A 23,168-nucleotide genomic window follows, 5' to 3' on the forward strand; every position below is an offset into this window, starting at 1 on the left:
CAGGCCTACGTAAAATAAACCTGATGGGAACGGCACCTTTTTGGCTGTCACCCTGAGCGGAGTCGAAGGGGAGCCAAAAAGTATAGTGTACAGCAGGACTACCGGAGCCGATTGACACAGGAACCTGCTTTCAAAAAAACCTCGACAGGAATAACAAATTGTTCCTGACAAAGATTCTTCACTGCGTTCAGAATGACATATAGCAATTCAATCCTATTTACCAACAGTCATTTACATGTTGACTTTTAAACAAATCAGGTTCCTTAAGCTTATTTTGCATAATTTAGCGAATTCACTTTGCCTTACTACATGACTGATATTATTCACTTATTGCCTGATGCTGTTGCCAATCAAATTGCTGCCGGAGAAGTTGTTCAACGACCTGCTTCTGCGGTAAAAGAATTGCTCGAAAATTCTATTGATGCCGGCGCGGATAAAATCCAACTGGTAATAAAAGATGCAGGTAAGGCATTGATTCAGATTATAGATAACGGCTGTGGAATGAGCGTTACCGATGCCCGAATGTGTTTCGAACGCCATGCCACATCGAAGGTAAAAAAAGCTGAAGATTTATTTGCCATCCGCACCATGGGTTTCCGTGGCGAAGCCATGGCTTCTATTGCGGCAATCTCGCAGGTAGAGATGAAAACCCGCAGGCATGAGGATGAAATCGGCACCTGTATCTCTATTGAAGGTGCGCAGGTAACCAATCAGGAACCGGTTGCCACCTCACCAGGAACACAGATTTCAATTAAAAACTTATTTTTCAATACACCTGCCAGAAGGAATTTCCTTAAAAGTAATCCGGTAGAAATGCGCCATATCCTGGATGAATTTCAACGTGTAGCATTGGCGCACCCTGCAGTATTTTTTAGTCTGCACCACGATGGCACCGAGATTTTTAACCTGCCAAAAGGCAATTTAAAACAGCGTATTGTCCATCTTTTTGGCAACAATTATAACGAACGTTTGGTTCCTGTTGAAGAAGAAACCACTATTATAAACTTAAAAGGCTATATCGGTAAACCTGCTTTTGCAAAGAAAACCAGGGGCGAACAGTTCTTTTTTGTGAATAACCGTTTCATTAAAGATCCCTATTTAAACCACGCGGTAAGCTCTGCTTTCGAAGATTTATTACCGGACGACAGCTACCCGCTGTATGTATTGTTTATTGAGATCGATCCATCGAAAATTGATGTAAACGTTCATCCAACTAAAACAGAGATTAAGTACCTGGACGAAAAATCCATTTACGCGATCATGAAATCGGCGGTAAAACGTTCCATTGGCCGTTATAACATTTCACCGACTTTAGATTTCGACCAGGAAACCGGTTTCAGTAATATGATTACCCATAAAGCGGTTGAAGATATTGTACCACCAAGCATTAATTTCAATCCTGATTTTAATCCATTTGCGATTGATAGCAGTTCTACATCGGGTTATGCCTCATCACCAAGAAATTATGACGCAAAACCAAGTGCAAAAAACTGGGGTTCGCTTTATGATATAACTGAACAGCCAGTTGTTGAGCAGACCTCTATTTATGCTGATGAAACGGTTTTAGAAACCAAGCAGAAACAGTACATGCAATTGCACAACCGCTATATTGTTTCGCAGATTAAGTCGGGCTTAATGGTGATCGACCAACAAATGGCACATGAGCGGATCCTTTATGAGCGTTTTCTCGTACATCTGGATGACCGCAAAGGTGCATCGCAGCAGAGTTTATTTCCACAAACCATTACGCTAAATGCCAACGATTTCGAATTGGCAAAAAGTTTACTGGACGATATAAAAAGTTTAGGCTTTGATGTACGCGAATTTGGAAAAAATACGTTGGTAGTAGAAGGTGTTCCGGTTGATCTGGGCAGCAGCAACATTAATGAAACCCAATTATTTGAACAACTGATTGAGGGCTTTAAAAACTCGCAACAGGAATTAAAATTGAGCAAACGTGATAGCCTCGCGAGAAGCCTGGCTAAAAACAGCGCTATAAAAGCGGGAACAAGTCTTGGTCAGGAAGAAATGAATACCTTGATTGATGAGCTTTTTGCCTGTAAAACACCTAACTTTAGCGTGAGTGGTAAACCGATTATCCAAACCATTACATTAGCAGAGCTGGATAAGAAGTTTGAGAAGAGTTAAGCGTGTTGAGTTTGGCGTTTAGCGCCGATTTAAACAATTAACCAAGTTATAGGCCGGGTGTTTGGAGACAATTGACCGATTAAACCATTTTAGGTTAACAATTTTTAAAATTAAATGAACAAGATATATATTCCACCAGTAGTAAAAAACCTACTGATTATTAACATCTTATTTTTTGCAGCAACTTACTTGCTCACAAACCTTCACCTTGATGACCTGTTAGCGGTATATTATTTCGATTCTCCGAAGTTTGAGCTATGGCAGCCAATTAGCTACATGTTTATGCATGGCGGCATAGCACACATCTTTTTTAACATGTTTGCATTGTATTCTTTTGGAAGTTTATTAGAATCAAGATGGGGAGGCAAAAAATTTATTATCTTTTATTTTATTACCGGATTAGGCGCACTTGCATTGCAGTGGGCCGTACAGGCTTACGAAGTACATCAGATTATCGGTAGCGTTACTAATAACGGAAAGATAAATCTTACCGCATTATTTCAGGGAGAGTTCAACACGAATCAACTTTCCATGGCACAAGCAGTTACACTACGGAGTATTTATTTTGGCGGTATGCTTGGTGCATCGGGTGCAATTTTCGGCTTGCTGGTTGCTTTTGGCATGCTTTATCCAAATGCAGAATTACTAATTATGTTTATTCCGGTTCCAGTGAAAGCAAAATATATTATACCAGTTTATATTTTAGTAGAGTTATCTTTGGGTGTTGCCCAGTTTGAAGGCGATTCTGTTGCGCATTATGCTCACCTTGGTGGTGCTTTAATCGGCTTTATACTTGTTAAAATATGGAAAGACAAAAACGATACATTTTATACACTCTATGAATAATACCTTTAAAGATTTAAAATACAAGGTTTTTCAATCGGGCAATCCATTGTTCTTTTACATTGGGATTAATGTGATGCTGTTTTTAATCACTGCCATTATTGGTGTAATTGTTTTTTTAGGTCGTATCCCTATCGATTTTAATTTATGGCTTAGAGAATATGTTGGCTTACCAGCAAGCATTTCCAAATTGCCTGAACGTTTTTACACCATATTTACTTACATGTTTTTTCATGACGGGATTCTTCATATCCTGTTTAATATGCTCGGCTTATTCTGGTTCGGCAATATATTCATGAATTTTCTAAAAAGCAGGCAATTTCATTTTGTTTACCTTGCAGGTGGTTTATTTGGTGGTTTGTTTGCTGTCGCCATATTAAATATATTCCCGGTATATGCAGCAGGATTAACCAATGTAACCATAGTAGGTGCCTCTGCTGCAGTAATGGCTATCATTTTTGCTGCCGCGACGCTTGTTCCCAACTATACCATTATGCTTTTCATTTTTGGTGAGGTTAAAATAAAATGGATTGCCATTATCTATTTTGTGCTCGATTTTATTGCTATCGGCTCAATAAATGCAGGTGGAAGTTTAGCGCATATTGGTGGTGCACTTTTAGGTTTCACCTTCATTAAAAGTTTACAAAATGGAAGGGATTGGAGCAAACTGTTTGAGCGTAAGCCAAAATTAAAAGTGGTTCGGAATGAAAAACCGATTAAAAAACCAGAATTTAAAGGTGGTGTTTCTCAACAGGAAATCGATTCCATTTTAGACAAAATATCGACTTCAGGGTATGATAAATTAACAGCTGTAGAAAAAGAAAAACTATTTAAGGCAAGTAAAGATTAATGGCCACGAAAAACAAAAAATATAGTTTCATAGATAAACTCTTTTTGCCTATTGCCTTTATGTTGGCAATTGCTTTGCTTTTGGGGGTTCTGGCCGGAAATATGGATCCAAGAAAACATGCCATTATTGCTTTTTTCGGTCTCGCCTACCCCTTTGTTCTATTCGCGAATATCATCTTCCTGGCTTGGTGGTGTATAGGCAAAAAATGGATTTTTGCAATCGCAACCATTTTGGTTATCGCACTTGGTGCTAAAACTTTAAAAGCAACCTTTGCCATTGGCGGCGATGAGGGCAGAGCTGAAAAAGCAGACAATAGCATCAGAATGATGACTTATAATGTGCATAGTTTTAAACTATATGGCGAAGACAATACCGAATCGGTAAAAGAAAAAATGCTGCAGGTGGTGAAAGACCAAAATCCTGATATTATCTGTTTCCAGGAATTTTTTACCCGTTATAAAGGCGCATTTGATACTGTTGATAGCTTGAAATCATTATTGAACACAAAATACTATTACTTCGTACCCATCAATAAAAATGATTATGAGGCAGTTGGCCTGGCCATATTTTCTAAATATCCGATTAAAAATTCTGGTAAAATCCCTTTTGTTGAAGGTTTCTCCAACAACATGAGTATTTATGCCGATTTAAATATTAAGGGCAAAATACTGAGGGTCTATAACGTACATTTTCAATCTATTTCTTTCGAAAAACAGGATTACGAATACCTGGATAAGGTGAAAGAAATGAATACCGAACTGCAACCATCCAAACGGATTTTAAGAATGCTGAAAAGTGCCTTTTTGAAACGGAGCGGCCAGGTAGATATTATGAAAAAGGAAATGGCCACCTGTAAAACACCTTACCTTATTGCAGGTGATTTTAACGATACGCCGGCATCCTATGTGGTTACCCAAATTACCGCCGGTTTAAACAATAGTTTTATTAAAAAGGGCAATGGCTTTGGTAAAACCTATAATGGTAAATTTCCTAATTTCCAGATTGATTATATTGCCACTTCTAAGCAACTTGAGGTGTTAAATTACAAAATCACCAAAGCCAAATTATCCGATCACTTTCCGGTGCGCAGCGATTTGAGGTTTATTCCCTAAGGCTTAAATACGATCTTATGGTGCGTAAAGACACGAGCCATAGCGATGGAAAAAATCACGCTTTCGATTGTAGTGTAATGATTTTTCATTTGGAGCACAATCCCTGTGCAAAACAAGAAGTTTCTTCCCGTTTTCCGTTTTTACGCTTCGCTTCCTCGTGCCTCGTTGCTGCAGGGTAACACTTCAACCGGGGCTAGGTGGCCGCAGTTGCATTTCATATTAGGGGTTGCAGGATGCAGAACCCATGTTCCTAAACCTGACAGCAGCGACAGCCTCCGATTTTTTCTATCGGAGCTATAGCGAATGGCAGGACTAAAGCCTCCAAGAGCTACAAGCCATTCATTTCCTGATTTTAATAAAACTCTTTCATAATTCGTCATTCTTAATTTATTCCATTTCGGTCGGTGAGACACCAACCGATAGGAAAATATTTACCCATTGTGATCAATTTTTGTCACTTTTTCCTACGCGGTCGTCATGCTGAACTTGTTTCAGCATCTTTCCTGCTAGATAGACCCTGAAATAAATTCAGGGTGACGGCGGTGAGTTAAAATATCTACAGAAGATCTTTAAGGGTATGTTATTAATCGAGTTCAGGTATATAAGAAATAAGCAACATGTAAGCTTAATGCAAAATGATGATCAAATCACTCGCTATTTTATTTTCTTACCATACATCAACAATAGGTTTGTTCCTTATTTCCATCTTTGCTTCATAAAATTTAAAAAAAATCTTCAAAATATGAGCTTAATAGATGCCCTTAACTGGCGTTATGCCGTTAAGAAAATGAACGGTCAACCTGTTGAACAGGAAAAAGTTGATAAAATTATTGCAGCAGCACATTTGGCGCCTACATCATCTGGTTTACAGCCTTTTAAAGTGATTGTGGTAACCAACCAGGAATTAAAAGAGAAAATTGCGCCGATTGCTTTTAACCAATCGCAAGTGATTGATTCTTCTCACCTATTGATTTTCGCGGCAAACGAAAATTATACAGAAGAAGGTATAGATGCCGTTTTTAACAGAATGAATGCAGAGCGTGGCTTACCACTGGATACTACAGATGCTTACAAAGCACAACTTAAAGGCATGATTTTATCCAGAACGGCGGAAGAAAACTTCAACCATGCAGCCCGTCAGGCTTATATTGCTTTCGGTATTGCCATTGCAGAAGCGGCTGTATTAAAAGTTGATGCTACGCCAATGGAAGGTTTTAACGGCCCTGCCTTAGATGAACTTTTAGGTTTAGATAAAAAAGGCTTAAAAAGTGTTACCCTATTGCCATTAGGAAACAGGGATGAAGCTGGCGATTGGTTGGTAAATCTTAAAAAAGTACGTTCACCTAAAGAGGAATTCCTGATCGAGTTTAAATAACAGGCAAACACCATTATATTTAAAACGAGCCGCTAAAAGCGGCTTGTTTTGTTTATAGGTTTTTTTCATATCGGGTATCTCAAAACAAAATCCGTCATTGCGAACTGAAGCGCGGCCAGTGGATTGGAGTGAAGCAATCTTTACATATAGATTTAACTCAATTACAAAGATTGCTTCGTCGGCTGAAAAAGCCTTCTCGCAATGACGACCTTGGTTAGTCTGAAGACTACTGTCGATTAACCGGTTCAAACAATTAACCTGAGAAGCACTCCACGTGTAGATTCTGAACAAATCCGAAAGCTATCGCACCAGGATGACGATTAACATAGAAATTTTTGTAAAAAAATGTTAAACCTCATTACATTTTATGTGCTCTATTTATAATTGGATATATTTACGGGCTAGCATTTAATATCCAATCCATGAAGATTTTTAGATTATCGTTTATTATACTGTCACTTTTATCAACATTAAGTTTTTCTTCTTCGGCACAAACCGATACCATTAGCATAAACAGTATCATTACCAAAACCAACAAGATATTAAGCGATTATCCTGCTGAAAAGATTTATCTTCACTTTGATAAGCCTTATTACGCTGTTGCCGATACGGTTTGGTTTAAAGCCTACGTTACCGAAAACCAGAATTTCTTATCCGCAATCAGTAAGATCATTTATGTGGATGTAATCAATCAGAAAGATTCACTTATCCAAACCTTAAAGTTACCCATTACCGGTGGTTTTGCTTATGGCAGTTTCCCATTAGATCAGATTAACTATAAACAAGGTAATTACCACATCAGGGCTTATACGCTGTGGATGCTCAACAGTGAAGATCCCGCTTATTTTAACAAGACCTTTTATGTTGGCGAAGCGATTGACAAGGAGGTAAAAACCCATATCACTTATAAAAATACCTCTACAGATAAGCTGGAAAAAATTGATGCGCGTGTACAATTTAAAGATGCCAATAACAAACCCTACGCCAATAAAAATGTAAGTTGGCAGGTGGTTACCAGTTTTACAGTTATTGCCAAAGGCAGGGGTACAACAGATGCGAACGGTTATTTAACCATCGCGATGAGCAATGCACAGAAGGCGGAATATCAATTACAAAAAGGCGAACTGATTACCAGCATTAATACCACAGATAAAGATGTGGCGAGCAGCAGCTTTCAACTTAAAAACGCCATCGTAAGTAAAGATTTTCAATTCTTCCCAGAGGGAGGAAGTCTGATTGCAGGCTTAACTACTAAAGTGGCATTTAAAGCGATTAAGAGTGATGGTTTGGGCATCAGTTCAAAAGGTACAGTTACCGATAATGATGGCAAAACAGTAGCAACATTTACTGCCCAACATTTAGGAATGGGCAGTTTTAACTTACTGGCCGAAGCCGGAAAAACGTACAAAGCAGCTGTTACCTATGCCGATGGAACCTCTCAAAATTATAACTTACCGGCAGTTGCTGCAAATGGTGTTTCTGTAAATATAGATAACAGCAGTGCAGATAATATAGCCATCAAAATTTCGGCTAACGATGCCTTCTTTGAACAAAACCAGGGTAAAAAACTTTATTTAATTGCACAGAGTAAAGGCGTGATCTGTTATGGTGCACAAACAGCCTTATCAAACAAAGAATACAGTACCACTGTACTTAAATCTAAATTCCCGAATGGAATTGCACAATTTACCCTGTTTAATGAATTTGGTAAACCACTAAGTGAGCGATTGGTTTTTGTTCAGCACAAAAATACCATGGCGGTAACGCTAACCAGCACCGCAACTACTTATGGAATCAAGAAAAAGGTTAAGATAAATGTTGCTGCTAAAAAAGATGGCGCTCCTGTTGAAGGTAACTTCTCGGTAGCTGTTGTAGATGAAACCAAAGTTCCATCCAGCGAAGATGCAACGAGTACGATATTAACAGGCCTGTTGTTAAGCAGCGATGTTAAAGGTTATATTGAAAAAGCAAATTATTACTTTAATGCACCTGACACAAAGAAAAATGCAGATTTAGATGTATTGCTCCTTACCCAGGGATACCGCAGTTTTAAATACACTGATATTATTGCCAATAAATTGCCGAAAATTGATTTCTTACCGGAACAAGGAATTGAAATTTCCGGTATTCTGCGTCAAAACAACGGTATTCCGGTTAGAAAAGGAGCTTTATTATTAACTATACCTGATAAACGTTTCAATCTGGAAAGTACTACAGATCCTGTCGGGAATTTTAAATTCCAAAACCTGGTATTTAACGACTCCTCTAAAGTAACCATTACCGCTAAGTATAATGTAAACTATAAAAACATGACCTTAAGCTTAAATGGTGCACCGGTACCTACACTAACCAGAAACTTTAGTGCAGCTGAAGAGGTTTTAAATATTGATAGTGCTTTAACCAGTTATTTAGATAACAGTAAAAGACAATATGCTTATTTACATACACTAAAAGATGTAAATATTAAAGCCACAGTGGTTCCGAAAGTAAGTCACAAGGATTATCCCGCACTGAGCGGATTAAGCCAAATGGCCGACCATGAAGTTAGTGGAGACCGGTTTAAAGGCTGTGGTTTATTAATTAACTGTTTACAGGGTATGCTGGCTGGGGTTACCTTTGCCGATAATAACTTTTACGTTACCCGCGATTACAACCAGGGCAAAAAAATCCCGATGGGTATTTTTATCAATGGTATGAACGTGGATGTTAACCAGATTAATACTATAGATGTCAACCAGCTCGAATCGGTTGAGGTATTTTTAAGGGACGATTTAGGTTTGGTGAACCGTGCCAATAATGTAAACGGTGTAATTGTATTTAACCAGAAAAAAGCACCTAAAGGCACTAAGATTACGAAAGCCCAATTAATGGATATGCTTCCTAAGTATTATGAACTTACTTTCTCACCACAGGGTTATAACAAAGAAAAACAGTTCTACTCACCTAAATATGATGTTCCTGCCAGCATGAACCGGAACGATTTAAGGACTACCATTTACTGGAACCCTAAAGTAGTTACTGATGCAACCGGCAATGCTTCTTTTGAATATTATAACGCTGATGGAAAAGGACAGTACAAAGTAATTATTGAAGGAATAGATGCCAATGGAAATTTAGGAAGAGCGGTGTTTAAATATCTCGTAAAATAGAATAGAGGCAAATGGTTCATAGTCTGATAGTCAATGGTTAATAACCCTAAATGAAAAATGTAAGATGGATGATGGAATTGGCTTCTCGCCCCTCATCCATCTCAAATCTCAAATCTCAAATCACATCTTACTTCACCTCATACGGCAACTTCTCTCCTTTTAAACCAGCCAAAACATTTTTAACAATAATCTGTGCCATGGCTGCTCTGGTTTCTTCGGTAGCTGAGCCGATGTGCGGTAAAACAGCAACGTTTTCCATAGCCAGCAAAGGATTATTTTTATCCATGGGTTCCGGGTTTGTTACATCCAAACCTGCACCCCATATCATTTTCTCATCTGAGGCTTTAATTAAGTCCTTTTCATTGTGAATACCTCCCCTGGCTGTATTAATGAAAATCGAATTGGGCTTCATCTGCTTAAAAACATCAAGCGTAAATTTATCTTTGGTTTCTGGTGTTAAGGCGGTGTGTACAGATAACACATCACTTTGTGCTAAAAGTTCTTCAAAAGACACATACTTTGCACCGATTTCTCTTTCGGCTTCTTCGTTACGCGATCTGTTGTGGTAAATGACCTCCATTTGGTAGGCAGCTTTACACTTTTTGGCCATCTCTAAACCAATTTTGCCCAGGCCAAAAACACCGAGGGTTTTGCCATTTACCTCAATTCCGAGTTCTGGTGAAGGCTCATAGTTTTTCCATTCGCCTTGAATGATTTTTTTGTGTGAGAAAAAAGCCTTTCGTGATACAGCGAGCATCAATAAAAAAGCAGTATCAGCAGTCGCTGCACTCAAAACACCTGGTGTATTACCAATCGGAATATTTAATTTTTTAGCTTCAGCAACATCAACCTGATCGTAACCTACAGAATGCAACGCAATTACCTTTAAATGGCTACAGGCATTTAAAAATGCAGCATTAAGCTTATTTGGCCCAACGCTAATCAAGCCATCCTGTCCCTGACAGGCCTCAATTAATTCTTCGGCTGTAATCTGCCTGTTTTCTTTCCACTGGGTGATGGAGATATTGTTTTCTTCCAGTTCTTTTATTCCAACCGGAGCAATGTTTCCGCTTATAAATACTTTCATATTAATTTAACAGTAAATCTGACCAGGAGTTTTGCTTAATGTTTACTTTACAGTCGCCGTGAGTACCTGATAGGTATTTGCACTGAAATAACCCAATGCATTATTCGAAAGATTTGATGTGGGGTTGGCCGGCGTGGTACCCTGGTTAGGCCCGCGGTCTGCTTGCTGGCTAAGTGCATACCAATAATTAAAAATATTACTGTCGACACATTCCATTTCAACCCTAACCTTATCATTGGTATTCAGCTCGTCGCTGTCGTGATCGTTATTGGGTTTAAAAAAGAGCTGGATCCGCAAATCGTTACCATTGGTTAGCCTGTCGTTACTGGCATAATAGCGTCGCGACAGCACATCGTTTACATAGAGGTTAAAATGGTAGAAATTTACTTCATTAACCGGATCTCTAAAAAAGACTGCCGCTGTTTTACGTTCACGACCAAAAAAAGTGTTATTAATGATCCCAATTGAATCCATTTTAACCAAATTAGGCATTTTAGAACTGGCGGTATAGTTTTGTCCTTCAACAGTCGCATTTAAATTATAGGTAACACCAGGCTCACCCTTCATGCGATTAACATAAGTACCCGACTTAGTTCCTTCTTTGAATACAAACGTATTTCCCTTGCTATCGGTTACGGTAACCGTGGCACCCGAAATTTTGGGGAAAACATTTTCCTCGGTATAACCTATCGTTTTGCTGAGTTTAATTTCCTGGTCCATCAACTGGTTATTAATGATCCCTTCAATCACTAACTGTGGGTCGGCATTCTCCGTATCAATGGAAATAATTTTCTTGCATGAAGCAAGGCACAAGGTAAATAGGGCAAAATATATGGTCAGTTTTTTCATGGCATTAAAATTTAAAATTCCAGGTAACAGATGGAATAAGTCCAAAAAGAGAGGTTTGCTGTGCAGCAGTTTTGTTCGGATTTTGCGGGTCGGTAATGAACTCTATGGAGTAAGGGTTTTTTCTGGCCAGCACATTGTAAATACCGAAATTCCAGCTCGATTGGTATTTGCCTCTTTTCTTGCCATCTAATGTGGCACTTATATCTAAACGCATATTGTAAGGCATGCGGCCTGCATTGCGTTGGGTATAATAATAAGCTGGTTGCCCACCAACGGTATATTTCCCTGCCGGATAGGTAACTGCATTGCCGGTACTGTAAATAAAGCTTGACGAAAATGTCCACCTTGGGGTCATGTTGTAAATACCAACCACCGAAATATCGTGTGTACGGTCTTGTCTGGCCGGAAAATATTTGCCGTTATTCAGTTCTGTAAATTTGCGTTCAGTACGCGATAGCGTATACCCTACCCAGCCATTCAGCTTGCCAAATTTCTTTTTAAAAAACAGTTCCAGCCCGTAAGCTCTACCTACGCCGTATATCAGTTCCGATTCTACATTCGAATTGGCCAGCAACTGGGCAGCATTCTTGTAATCGATCTGGTTTTGCAGCCATTTATAATAAATTTCTGCAGAGAGTTCGTAGGTATTTTCTTTAATATTTTTAAAATACCCCAGCGCCACCTGATCGGCAATTTCTGGTTTAATATTATTACTGCTCAACACATACTGATCGGTTGGCGAACTGGAAGTCGCATTGGTTAAAATGTGAACATTCTGTGTATTGCGGTTGTACGATGCTTTAATAGAATTTTCTTCGTTAAAGAGGTAACTCATAGAAAAGCGAGGCTCCAGGTTGAAATAGTTTTTGTAAAACTTGCCTTTGGCTACATTTTCTGTTGATGCGATATTCCCATCAGTATCATAAGTGCTAAAATTACCAGGCCCCATTAAAGAAAAAGCAGCCAACCTTACACCATATAAAAAGTTAAGGTGCTCGTTTACATTCCATTCATCAGAAAAATAGGCAGCAGATTCTATTCCATACCTGCGCTCTTGTGTAAGCGAATTTACCTGCGAGGATACATCGCTATCAATATCAATCGGCGATATGCGGTGCTGGGTAGCATTTAGCCCGAACCTGAGAATATGTTTGTTGCTGAAATACTGAAAATCTTCCTTAAAATTAAAATCCCGTACCAGCGAAGTCGCCTTAAAATTAGTCGCATCATTTAACAAACGAACGGTATAATTGTAGTTGTTGTAAATTAACGAAGTATTAGAAAACAAGCGGTCGTTAAAAATGTGGTTTAAGCGGATGGTGGTGGTTACGTTGCCCCAGTTATTCTCAAACAAATCCTTCACCCCAATATTATCCTTGCCAAAATAGCCCGAAATATAAATGGTATTTTTATCATTGATTTTATAATTCGCCTTTGCGTTAATATCGTAAAAATTCAGTGTGCTTCCATTCACCGACGAATCTGGCGAAGCTCTTAAAAACAGATCAATATAAGTTCTGCGGAAACTCACCATAAATGAGCCTCTGTCTTTTACAATTGGTCCTTCTGCTTTTAAACGTGAGGCGATTAAACCAATTCCTCCCTCAAACTTAAACTCTTTATTGTTCCCATCATCCATTTTAACATCTAAAACCGATGATAACCGGCCACCATATTGCGCTGGCATGCCACCTTTGTATAAACTTACATCTTTAATCGCGTCGGCATTGAAAGTAGAGAAAAAGCCAAGTAAGTGTGATGAGTTGTACACCACAGCCTCATCCAAAATAATTAAATTCTGATCGGCTGCACCACCGCGAACATAAAAACCTGTATTCCCTTCTCCACCTGATTTTACGCCTGGTAATAATTGGATGGTTTTTAAAATATCCTTTTCGCCCAGCAGCACTGGGATAGAATTAAGCGTTTTCATATCAATCCTTTCCAGACCCATCTGCGCACTTTTAACGTTTTCGTTTTTGCGGTTATTAGCGCTTACTGTTACTTCATCTAAATCATTTGTACTTTTTAATTCCTCATTTAACTTCGTATCTTTTGTTAAACTGATGGTTTTAACAATGGATGTATAGCCGGTATAACTTACCGCCACCGTGTAGGTTCCTTCGGTTTGTGTTAAAGCAAAATATCCATAATTATTGGTTAAGGTTGCTGCGGTAGATGCTCCGGAAATTCTTACCGTTGCACCAATTAAGGTTTCGCCTGTACCCGCATCGCGAATAGTGCCGCTGAGGGTAAATTTCTTTTGTGCAAAAACAGAGGTGGATAGAAAAAGGAAGGAGAATAAAGCTAAGTAGTATTTTAAGGGCATATTGGCTACTATCTAATTTAAGGTGGAAACCAAATGTACGAAATCCAAGTCCTATTAAAAGATATTGGAGCAGTTCTTAATAAAAGTTTGGTTTTACTTATTAATAACGGGATAAATGGCAATATGGTGTGAGCGTAAACGGTACGGGCTGAGATGATTTTTACCTGCCTGTTGAAAGGTGATCAGTTTTGAAGGTTCCATAGGCATATGGCAGTCGATACAATTGGTACTCAGCGATCCCTTGGCTAAAGTAGCTTTACTGTGGTTAGTCGTTTTATGGCAATTGATACAGCGCTGTGAGTAAACTGCTAAATTACCCTTAATATTTTCATGTGTATTGTGGCACGATTGGCAGGTCATGGTTTCACTTTTCCGATAACAATTACTGCCATTTAGCATGGCACTTTGGTTACCGTGTACATCAATATTACCACCACCAAAACCTGTAAAATCCTGCGAATAGTAAGCCTCTAAATCGTCTCCCGGCTGGAAACCGAATACCGATCGTTGTGCCACCAAAGTATTGCCCGAATGGCAAACGGCGCAAACATCCATCTTCTGTTTACGGGTAAGTGTTTTGTAAAGGGTGATGAATTTTGCAGTTTTTTCTTCCGAGTTTTCCATATGAAAAACAACATGCTGTTTCCCCGGGCCATGGCAACGCTCACAATCTATCCCATAAATAACAGTACCTTTTTCCATCTCCTCATCCTTTTCAAAAGTAGATTTTTGCGTGATTTTAACATCTACATAAGAAGCATGGCACTCCAAACAACGGCTCGTTATCGCGCGGTCATAATAAAAGTTTTCTTTTGGAAAACCAGGACTGATGGCCCAGTTCTTAATGGCAGTGAAGTAAGATAAAGGCAGTTCGTACATTTTTTTGCCTTGCCAATAAGTATAAGTATAGGCTTTTTCGCCTGAACCAAACTGCATATCGAACTTTTGCGCACGCACAGCTTTACCATCCTGATAAGCGACCTGAAATATCCCGCTGTCTCTCTTCTCTACTACTACTTTTTGGCTTGCATCATATTGGAAACTGTTCGAATCAGGGGCGAAAATTTTTAACAAAGCTGCATCTACAACAGGCTTAGAAGTTAAACCATGCGGATTATGTGCATAAGACTGCGATAAATCTTTATGGCATTTAACACAGGTAGCCGCCCCGGTATAGGCCTCGCCCCGCACATCTGCGGGCAATTGATCGGCCGCATTCATGCATCTTGAAAGAATAACGATTGCAACAGCAATTGCCCCTAAAACAAACAGGATCCGTTTTGCGCCTTTCAAGATGATATTTTGCTTTATTTTATGAATTGAATATAATTAAAATTATAGCCCCCTGCATCTGCCAGCACCTTAATTTTTTGCCTACCTGCCTTTAAAACAACGTTCTTCACTTCAAAGGTTGCAAACTTATTATGATCTCCGGTATCTGGAACCGCAATATCTTTAGCTGCCACTTTATCGTCGATCATAATGGTCATTCTACCTGAAGCATGATTTGCAGCAGCATTTATTTTTAAAACATAAACACCTTTTTGAGCAACATTAACCGTGTATTGCAACCACTCCCCTTTTTCGATATGGTTTACATAATACTTTTCGTACTGTGTAGAATCTTTAACAATATCCACCCCATCATTTCTGTAAATATGGCCGCGGTTACCTGCACTTCTTTTTCCTGTTGAGGTATGGTAATCGGCTGTATCGGTATCGAAATAAGCTTTGCCATTTTTGCCTAAATCGTAATCTACAGCATAAACAATACTTTTATCTTTAATTAAATTGGCCTTAAAAGCTTTGGTTTCGTTACTAAAGGGCTGGCGTATCATGGCATCAATTACGTCTCTGTGGATAATCGTGTTTTCTAATTTCGAATAAATAGCCAGCTCCATTAAACCGCTATATACATTACTATCCTTAGGTTTGTTTCCACCATTATTAAGGTACTTTACCAACTCATCATAATTAGGATTTGATTTAATTTCCATCGGGTTATTGGCACCTATCTTTTTCAATGGCCACCAGGCCCAGCCAATATTGTTTTTTTCCAAAAGGTGGATAGCATCCGTAAACCAAACATTCGAATTTTCTCCTGTTTCACCCAGCCACACCGGAACATTCTGCTCATCCCTGGCTTTAATAATGTGTGTTATTGAAGCCTGATCATTATAATTCCAGTATTTATGATAACTCAAAACCATATTTTTATCCCATAATGGGAAAATACCATTGTAATTATTGCCCCAGCCATTTCCTTCGATAATAATGATGTGTTTTTGATCAACCTCACGGATGGCTTTGGTAATCTCGACCATTAACTTACGCAAAGGCGCATTCACTTTTTCTTTTGTCCCGTTTTTATCCTCTTCAGGATTGGTAAAGCCATAGTTGGGTTCATTCAAAATATCGTATGCACCAATGTAAGGTTCATCTTTGTAACGTTCGGCCAGTTTTTTCCAAAGCGCAATGGTTTTCTCCTGGTTAGCCGTGCTATCCCATAAATATGGTTTTGACGGATCGCGGTCGGCAATGTTTAAATCGTTTCCTTGTCCACCAGGTGCAGCATGTAAATCTAAAATCAGGTACATTTTATTGGCCTTACACCAGGATAACAGGCTATCGGTTAAAGCGAAGCCTTTTTCCAGCCAGGTATTTTTGCCGGCAACAGGTTCTTTATCCACCGGTAAAGTGTATAAATTGTAGTGCATGGGCAAACGGATGGAATTAAAACCCCAGCGTTTCATCGAATCCACATCAATTTTACGCATGTGGTTTGCCAGCCAGGCATCGTAAAACTCCTGGGTCTGTTTTGGCCCCATCAGTTCTTCTATGCGCTCGCGAATACGGTACTGTTGGGCTTCTTTGTTAATTTTGAGCATATAACCCTCCTGTAACATCCAGCCACCTAAGCCAAAGCCACGGAGTAAAACATTCTCCCCTTTTTGGTTCACTATTTTTTTACCCTCGGCTTTTAAAAACCCCTGGCTAAATCCTGTAAACGAAATGGTATTGAGCAGAAAAATATATAATATCGATTTTTTGAAAGACATAACAATAAGATTAGGTTTTAGAGAATTACCAGATGTATGTGGCTACAGATCCTTTATCGAGCGTTGCGACAAGTATTTTACCATTAAAAGTAATGTTAAAGGTATTGGCGCTCTTGCCGCTATTGGCTACAATTAAAACATGTTTCCCATCAGGTGTTTTAAAGGCAACATTTGGCAGGTCGGTTAAATCGTTTGTAGCCACCCGGACAGCGCCAGGCCTTACAAACTTAGAAGCGTGGGCAATAGAATAACAAGCCAGGTTTCTGCTATAGTTATCTTTATCGATGGTTACTGCACCCTGACACATCGAACAGCCGCCCCTGTCGGTATAGGGTTTATTTTCAGGATCAGCGGCTAAATTCCATTCCAGTACATTTTTGCTCCAGTTACGTGTAGCCCCGATAATTAAGCGTGCTACCGGATTTACGATATTAATGGTCGTGGCATCGGGCTGCTCTACTACCATTTGCTCAGAAAAGTAAATATTCTTGTCAGGATGGGCATTGTGCACATCACTTAAAGCTTCGATTCTTCCTCCATACAAATGAAAAGCAGATCCATCTATATATTTTTTGGCTTCCCGATCATCTAAAATACTGATTGGGTAATCTGGCCGATCGGCATTATGGTCGTAAATAATAATTTTTGTTTTGATATTGGCATTTGCAAAAGCAGGCCCAAGAAACTTTTTCACAAAAAGTGCCTGATCTGGTGCGACCATAAGCAAGCTGGGATTGTTGCCCGGGTGCAAAGGCTCATTCTGAACGGTAATCGCATCAATTCGAATTCCTTCTTTTTGCATTTCCTGTACATACCTCACAAAATACTTAGCATAAGCATCATAATATTCGGGCTTTAACATACCGCCCCGGGCATCGTAAGTGGTTTTCATCCATAAGGGAGGAGACCATGGCGAACCCATAATTTTTAGCTTGGGGTTTATCGCAAGGATTTCCTTCATTACCGGAATCACATCTACCTTATCAGGCCCGAGATCAAATTTAGCCTGCGTTAAATCGGTTTGTCCTTCAGGAAGATCATTATAAGAAAATACTTTTTCGTTTAAGTCGGAAGCACCAATGCTCAGTCTGATGTAACTTACCCCAATGTTGTTTCCATCAGTAGCAAACAACTCTTTCAATAAAGCCGCCCTGGCTGGTGCCGACATTTTAATAATATGCTGTGCACTGCCGCCGGTTAGGGCATAACCGAAGCCATCAATTGTTTGATAAGTTTCTTTATCGTTTACGGTAATGCCTGGTAAATTATTTTTCGTGGTAGTAAAACTTAATTTACTTGCCTGTTTCGCAAATAAAGCCGATCGATCTGCTTTGGTAAGCCAAACTTCGGCTTGGTTTTGGGCAATAGCAGAAAGCGAACAGGAGGTAAAAATACAAATGATAAAAAAGCGAAGAAATCTGGTAAGAAGCATAGGGAAAAGATCAGCAGATCAAAAAAAACAGGAAGAAAGAACTTGCTTTCTCCCTGTTAACAATTAAACATTAAGGTTATTTAGATGACAGCTTATTTTGTGCCGCCCCATTCTTTGCTCTGGAGAATTTTTGTATTGTTCAATTCGCCTTGTGGAATAGGTAAGGTCTCGTTTTTATTTGCCTGAAATCCTTTAAAGGCCAGTTTAGTTGGAGCAAGCCCCCATCTAACCAAATCAAACCATCTTTGTCCTTCAGCTACCAGTTCCAGACGTCTTTCTTTCATGATATTATCCATCGTTACCTCAACAGGGTTTAAACCAACGCGGGCTCTTACTGCATTCAGGAAAATATAAGCCCTGGTACCTGCGCCAACTGCAGCACCACTTTTCAACAATGCTTCAGCTTCCATTAAGTAGGTATCAGCTAAACGGATTTCGTACATATTCTGACCAAAATTTAATTCTAACTGTCCAACAGCTGCTTTGGTAGAAACTCTTCCGGCATATTTCTCCACAAAATATCCGGTATTATCATTGGCATGTTTGTAGGTTACAATCCCTGCTTTCTCCAAACTATCTAAATTGGCAACTGTAGGTTTATTACGCGGATCGTAGTGAATTAAGTCAAATAATTCTTTGGTTATTGGCATTACACTCCAACCCGAAACATAATCTGGTGCTTGTGCGGCAATTACAGGGACATAATTACGCGGCCCTACTAGAATGCCCATAACATTACCTTCGCGACTGCCAACGTTATCCCAACCCATATTAGAGGTAGTATTGTAGCTGAGTTCTAAAACAGATTCTGAATTGAACTTATTTTTAACATTCCATAAATCAGCAAATTTTGGAAGTAGCTTATAGCCATAGGTACTTGCACCAGGAGCTGTACCATTTACCAGCGCAAACTCTGCAGCTGCCGGAGCCCATTTTTCTTCCCACAAGTAAACCTTACCTAAAACTGCATGAACTGCACCCTGGCTCAAACGCCCTGCTTCAGCAGTAGGAATAGTTACCGGGAGCGCAGTTAATGCCTCTCCTAAATCTTTTTCTATCTGCTTATATACATCTGCAGGGGCAACCTGCGTAACATCGAACATACCAGAAGGCTCAATAGGTGCTAAGATTAATGGTATATTTTTGAAAATCCGTACCAAATCAAAATAAAATATAGCACGCAACGCTTTAGCCTCAGCAATATATCTTGCCTTGGTTGAGGCATCCATTGTAATACCCTCTATCTTTTTCAATAGGACATTTGCACGGTAAACACCAGTAAAGCCCTTGCTCCATAAATAACTTGGGGCTCCTGATAAGGAGTTTACCGTATAATTATTCATCGCTTGCATATCTCCTAAATCTGATGGAGAATCGGCACCTGCATAATGATCATCTGATGCAGAGCTAAATAAATTAAGTTTTGTAAGGTAGCCGCTAGACTGATTACCCAATTGATCATAAACAGCCACCAAACCAGTAAATGCCTCCTGCTGATTTTGATAATAACTTGTCTCCAGAATACGTTCACGTGGATTTACCTCCAGTTGTTTTTGACAAGAAACGATTAGTTGAGAAGCGGTTAAAAGGGCTGCAATAGCTAAAATATTCTTTTTCATTTTAATTTTTTTTAGAATCCAACATTTAAACCGACCATAAACGAACGTGCTTGCGGATAAACTCCCCGATCTACACCCAATACAGTTCCACCGATTTCGGGATCGTAACCTGTATATTTAGTAATGGTCCACAGGTTTTCACTCATCAGATATACCCGAACTTTTTGTGCGCCAATTTTTTTAATCACATTAGCTGGAAGATTATAACCTACCTGAAGGGTTTTTAAACGGAAGTAATCTCCTTTTTCTAAATAATTTTTAGAGAACTTGGTATAGTTTCCATTCAGATCCTTATCTGCAACACGGGGAACATCGGTTGAGGTGTTGGTTGGTGTCCACCTGTCAAGGATTGATTGCTGCCAGTTTCCATAAGTTACATCCAAGCGTCGTAATCCCTGGAAAATCATATTTCCGCCTACACCATTTCCGAAGGCAACAAAATCGAAGTTTTTGTAAGCCAGATTAATGGTAATGCCGTATGTATATTTTGGAAGCGGACTACCTAAATAGGTACGATCACTACCATTTATAGTTTCATTGCCATCTAAGTTGGCAAATTTAATGTCTCCGGGTTTTGCCGAAGGTTGCAACACTGTACCTCCTGGTCCTTTGTATGCATTAACTTCTGCCTGCGACTGAAAAATACCAAGCGCTTCATATCCATAAAACTCATTGAATGCACGTCCAAGTCCGGTACGGGTAAAGTTCCCCATGCCCTGAAAACTCTGTGCATTATCCTCTATAAACTCTCTTCCAGGCAATAGCTTGGTTACCTTATTTTTTAAGGTTGAAACATTAGCATTAATACCTAAATTAAGCTCCCCTATTTTTTTCCTGTAACCCAATTCGAATTCTATACCAGTGTTTTGCATATCGCCAACATTTTCTGCGGCACCACCAGCTGCACCTAAATAAAGTGGAATAGAAGGTGTTTGCAATACACCAATGGTTTTCTTTTTGAAGTAAGAAGCACTAAGTGTAAAATCGTTAAATAAGGTAGCATCTAAACCAATATCTGTCTGGTGTGTTTCCTCCCATTTCAAATCAGGATTTGATAAGGCAGCCGGACTCCAACCAATGGTACTTACATCTGTAGTGCCAAAAGTATAATTACGTCCGCTATTTACTAATGATACGTAACTGAAATCGCCAATGGCATCATTTCCGGTAATTCCGTAGCTACCACGTAATTTCAAGAAATTAACGACTTTGTTTTCTTTCCAGAAAGCCTCTTTTGTAGGCACCCAGCCTATTGAAGCTGAAGGGAAGTAACCAAACCGGTTGTTGGTACCAAAGCGAGAAGAACCATCACGACGGATAATACCCGTGAATAGATATTTTTCATCATAATCATACGTTACACGGGTAAAGAGAGAATTCACAACATGCAAAGTAGCATCACTGCCATCGCCCTGAATATCGGCTGTTGCCGGTTTATAGTTTAAATTGGCCTGATAAAAATTCTGAGCAATGATATTGTTAAACCTTACGTTTAAACCGCGGTTATTGTTGTCCATATAATAACCCTGACCAAAGATTGCATATGCATGGTGTTTACCAAAACTTTTAGAGTAACTAATGGTATTTTCCCAGTTATAATTTAAGGTCATATTCATCTCGCGATAGAAATTCGTCTTAGTATTCGTGGTTGAAGGACTTAACCAGAATAACGGGGTATAAGACTCCGAACCATAAAAAGCAAGTTTTGTTCCCAGCGATGACCTGAATTTTAAATTCTCAATAGGCTCAATTTCTAAAAAAGCGTTACCAACAATATTATGATCCCAACCATAGTTACCCAATCTGGTTTGAATGTAAGCCAGCGGATTACTCATTTCCTGGCCAACATCTCGTGAAATACCATAAGGGAATCCTGTTGCAGGATCTTTTATGATGTTTGCAATGGTATAAGGCGATTTCCCTATAACAGCTGGATCGGTTTGAATAACTGGGGTCAGTGGATCTAAATGGATTGCCGAACTTAAAGGACCACCGAACTCGCTATTGGTATTACCTAAAGAACTGTTAACCGAATGGCTATAGCCTAAATTCTCACCAAAGCTTATCCACTTGGCTGGTTTAAATGTAGAATTAATTCGAATGTTAGCACGATTAAAATTAGAAATCGGTGTAGCTACAATACCTTGTTGATCTATATAACCAAAAGAAGTATAAAAGGTAGATTTATTAGTTCCGCCTGAAACACTAAACTCATGGGTCTGTCTGCGGGCATCGTTATTAAAAACCACCGATTGCCAATCTGTACCTTCTCCATAATTGGTAGTGCTTGAATAAGGAGGTGCAAAAGTATTACCAGGAGCGGGAACAAAACTATTAGCATAAGCTTCATTCCTGATCATCGCATATTCATTGGCATTTAGCAATTTTAGCTTTTTGGCTGGTGCTTGTGTACCATAAAACCCATTGTAGTTTATTGATAACCTTCCTTCTTTACCTTTCTTGGTAGAAACAATAATTACACCATTTGCCGCTCTGGCACCATAAATTGCCTGTGAGGCTGCATCTTTTAAAACCTCAATAGATTCAATGTCTGATTGATTTAGATAACCTATACCACCATTATCTACAATTACACCATCAACAACCCAAAGCGGATCGTTATTACCTGAAGAAGCAAAAGAGGTAAATCCCCTTACCCGCACTGTTGATGCAGAGCCTGGCTGTCCGTTGCCACTGGCAATCGTTAAACCAGATGTTCTTCCCTGTAAAGCCTGCTCCACTCTGTTAATCGGCATCGATTCCAGATCTTTTGCTTTTACGCTCGAGATGGATCCGGTTACAAGGGCTTTTTTCTGTGTACCGTAGCCCACTACTACTACCTCGGTTAAATCGTTCGAACTGGCTGCCAGCGAAACATTGATACGGCCGCCTGCCTGAACAGTTACCGTTTGTGTTGCCATACCAATTAAACTGATTGTTAATTTGCCGCCAACAGGTGCCTGGATGCTAAAAACACCATTGGCATCGGTAGATGCAGCCCTGGTTGTTCCATCAAGCTTAACTGTTACGCCAGGTAAAGGGCTCCCATTTTGTTCTGTTACTTTTCCTGTAACGGGAATGTCTTGTGCCAATAAGGCCAGCGGCAATGCCATGATACAGTAAATGAAGAATACGAATGTAAATCTTCCTCTCATAGAAATTAATTTTAAGGTTAATATTTGGTTATTTAATGACCGGGGCTTTTGGTAGCCCGTTTCATAAATCAAATCTAAAGAGGTGTTATGTATTAGCACAATTTAGCACTACTACACAAACCATACAGCAGCTCTTAATTAACCATAAAAAGGAATTTTTA

At 39.3% G+C, this 23,168-nt stretch carries 14 protein-coding genes; 6 read left to right on the forward strand and 8 right to left on the reverse strand.

Translation table 11 applies throughout. From position 1 onward, the window contains the following. Positions 1–309: 309 nt before the first annotated feature. From mutL to ACUN24_RS00750, 6 genes are all read left to right on the forward strand, one after another. The gene (mutL, locus tag ACUN24_RS00725) at positions 310–2,148 is read left to right on the forward strand and encodes a DNA mismatch repair endonuclease MutL (RefSeq protein WP_445560807.1); all 1,839 of its coding nucleotides are present in this window, start codon (positions 310–312) and stop codon (positions 2,146–2,148) included. A gap of 114 nt (positions 2,149–2,262) precedes the next feature. After that, entirely contained in the window at positions 2,263–2,994 is a 732-nt protein-coding gene (locus ACUN24_RS00730) for a rhomboid family intramembrane serine protease (protein ID WP_445560808.1), read from the forward strand. Next, positions 2,987–3,841 (forward strand): rhomboid family intramembrane serine protease, encoded by an 855-nt coding sequence (locus ACUN24_RS00735; RefSeq protein ID WP_445560809.1) that lies wholly within the window; start codon positions 2,987–2,989, stop codon positions 3,839–3,841. The genes ACUN24_RS00730 and ACUN24_RS00735 overlap by 8 nt, the downstream gene beginning before the upstream one ends. Continuing rightward, on the forward strand, positions 3,841–4,953 hold the full coding sequence (locus ACUN24_RS00740; RefSeq protein ID WP_445560810.1) for an endonuclease/exonuclease/phosphatase family protein: 1,113 nt from the start codon (positions 3,841–3,843) through the stop codon (positions 4,951–4,953). The genes ACUN24_RS00735 and ACUN24_RS00740 overlap by 1 nt, the downstream gene beginning before the upstream one ends. 742 nt (positions 4,954–5,695) lie before the next feature. Next, positions 5,696–6,328, forward strand: a complete 633-nt coding sequence (locus tag ACUN24_RS00745; protein WP_445560811.1) for a nitroreductase family protein — start codon at positions 5,696–5,698, stop codon at positions 6,326–6,328. 422 nt (positions 6,329–6,750) lie between these two features. Then, positions 6,751–9,477, forward strand: coding sequence for a carboxypeptidase regulatory-like domain-containing protein (locus tag ACUN24_RS00750; RefSeq protein WP_445560812.1), 2,727 nt, complete (start codon positions 6,751–6,753; stop codon positions 9,475–9,477). Positions 9,478–9,604: 127 nt separating this feature from the next. Here ACUN24_RS00750 and ACUN24_RS00755 read toward each other — a convergent pair whose 3' ends face one another. The 8 genes from ACUN24_RS00755 to ACUN24_RS00790 all read right to left on the reverse strand — a co-directional run bounded on the left by ACUN24_RS00755 (position 9,605) and on the right by ACUN24_RS00790 (position 23,007). Then, positions 9,605–10,564 carry a 2-hydroxyacid dehydrogenase gene (locus ACUN24_RS00755; RefSeq protein ID WP_445560813.1) on the reverse strand — a complete coding sequence of 320 codons (960 nt, stop codon included), beginning with the start codon at positions 10,562–10,564 and terminating at the stop codon, positions 9,605–9,607. Between the two features lie 42 nt (positions 10,565–10,606). After that, complete coding sequence (locus ACUN24_RS00760) at positions 10,607–11,413, reverse strand: DUF4249 domain-containing protein (RefSeq protein WP_445560814.1); 807 nt, start codon at positions 11,411–11,413, stop codon at positions 10,607–10,609. Positions 11,414–11,417: 4 nt separating this feature from the next. After that, positions 11,418–13,742 (reverse strand): TonB-dependent receptor, encoded by a 2,325-nt coding sequence (locus tag ACUN24_RS00765; protein WP_445560815.1) that lies wholly within the window; start codon positions 13,740–13,742, stop codon positions 11,418–11,420. Positions 13,743–13,835: 93 nt separating this feature from the next. Then, complete coding sequence (locus ACUN24_RS00770; protein ID WP_445560816.1) at positions 13,836–15,035, reverse strand: multiheme c-type cytochrome; 1,200 nt, start codon at positions 15,033–15,035, stop codon at positions 13,836–13,838. A 14-nt stretch (positions 15,036–15,049) separates the two neighbouring features. Continuing rightward, positions 15,050–16,801 carry a cellulase family glycosylhydrolase gene (locus ACUN24_RS00775; protein WP_445560817.1) on the reverse strand — a complete coding sequence of 584 codons (1,752 nt, stop codon included), beginning with the start codon at positions 16,799–16,801 and terminating at the stop codon, positions 15,050–15,052. A 25-nt stretch (positions 16,802–16,826) separates the two neighbouring features. Then, complete coding sequence (locus ACUN24_RS00780) at positions 16,827–18,233, reverse strand: glycoside hydrolase family 30 protein (RefSeq protein WP_445560818.1); 1,407 nt, start codon at positions 18,231–18,233, stop codon at positions 16,827–16,829. A gap of 92 nt (positions 18,234–18,325) precedes the next feature. After that, entirely contained in the window at positions 18,326–19,852 is a 1,527-nt protein-coding gene (locus ACUN24_RS00785; RefSeq protein ID WP_445560819.1) for a RagB/SusD family nutrient uptake outer membrane protein, read from the reverse strand. Positions 19,853–19,863: 11 nt separating this feature from the next. After that, entirely contained in the window at positions 19,864–23,007 is a 3,144-nt protein-coding gene (locus ACUN24_RS00790; RefSeq protein ID WP_445560820.1) for a SusC/RagA family TonB-linked outer membrane protein, read from the reverse strand. Between the last annotated feature and the right edge of the window lie 161 nt (positions 23,008–23,168).

Source organism: Pedobacter sp. WC2501, from assembly GCF_052682415.1.